This window comes from Enterobacter cloacae complex sp. 2021EL-01169 (assembly GCF_020733125.1).
In the GTDB taxonomy this organism is placed as follows: domain Bacteria; phylum Pseudomonadota; class Gammaproteobacteria; order Enterobacterales; family Enterobacteriaceae; genus Enterobacter; species Enterobacter roggenkampii.
In genome coordinates this window covers 1-1,430 of sequence record NZ_JAJFTC010000048.1, presented here as the reverse complement: position 1 = coordinate 1,430, position 1,430 = coordinate 1, and the positions used below count along the sequence as shown (strand labels likewise).

At 53.0% G+C, this 1,430-nt stretch carries 1 rRNA gene; it reads right to left on the bottom strand.

Features of this window, described 5'->3' with window-relative positions:
• Positions 1–30: 30 nt before the first annotated feature.
• Positions 31–1,430 (bottom strand): 23S ribosomal RNA (locus tag LLF79_RS26775); the annotation flags it as partial.

The window sequence follows — 1,430 nt, the reverse complement described above, 5'->3', positions numbered from 1 at the left end:
GTCTCTTCGCCAAAACATCTTCGGCGTTGTAAGGTTAAGCCTCACGGTTCATTAGTATCGGTTAGCTCAACGCATCGCTGCGCTTACACACCCGACCTATCAACGTCGTCGTCTTCAACGTTCCTTCAGGAGACTTAAAGTCTCAGGGAGAACTCATCTCGGGGCAAGTTTCGTGCTTAGATGCTTTCAGCACTTATCTTTTCCGCATTTAGCTACCGGGCAGTGCCATTGGCATGACAACCCGAACACCAGTGATGCGTCCACTCCGGTCCTCTCGTACTAGGAGCAGCCCCCCTCAATTCTCCAGCGCCCACGGCAGATAGGGACCGAACTGTCTCACGACGTTCTAAACCCAGCTCGCGTACCACTTTAAATGGCGAACAGCCATACCCTTGGGACCTACTTCAGCCCCAGGATGTGATGAGCCGACATCGAGGTGCCAAACACCGCCGTCGATATGAACTCTTGGGCGGTATCAGCCTGTTATCCCCGGAGTACCTTTTATCCGTTGAGCGATGGCCCTTCCATTCAGAACCACCGGATCACTATGACCTGCTTTCGCACCTGCTCGAGCCGTCACTCTCGCAGTCAAGCTAGCTTATGCCATTGCACTAACCTCCTGATGTCCGACCAGGATTAGCTAACCTTCGTGCTCCTCCGTTACTCTTTGGGAGGAGACCGCCCCAGTCAAACTACCCACCAGACACTGTCCGCAACCCGGATCACGGGTCTACGTTAGAACACCAGCCATTAAAGGGTGGTATTTCAAGGACGGCTCCATGCAGACTGGCGTCCACACTTCAAAGCCTCCCACCTATCCTACACATCAAGGACCAGTGTTCAGTGTCAAGCTATAGTAAAGGTTCACGGGGTCTTTCCGTCTTGCCGCGGGTACACTGCATCTTCACAGCGAGTTCAATTTCACTGAGTCTCGGGTGGAGACAGCCTGGCCATCATTACGCCATTCGTGCAGGTCGGAACTTACCCGACAAGGAATTTCGCTACCTTAGGACCGTTATAGTTACGGCCGCCGTTTACCGGGGCTTCGATCAAGAGCTTCGCGTTGCCGCTAACCCCATCAATTAACCTTCCGGCACCGGGCAGGCGTCACACCGTATACGTCCACTTTCGTGTTTGCACAGTGCTGTGTTTTTAATAAACAGTTGCAGCCAGCTGGTATCTTCGACTGATTTCAGCTCCACCCGCAGGGGCTTCACCTACATATCAGCGTGCCTTCTCCCGAAGTTACGGCACCATTTTGCCTAGTTCCTTCACCCGAGTTCTCTCAAGCGCCTTGGTATTCTCTACCTGACCACCTGTGTCGGTTTGGGGTACGATTTGATGTTACCTGATGCTTAGAGGCTTTTCCTGGAAGCAGGGCATTTGTTACTTCAGCACCGTAGTGCCTCGTCATCACACCTCAGCGTTAA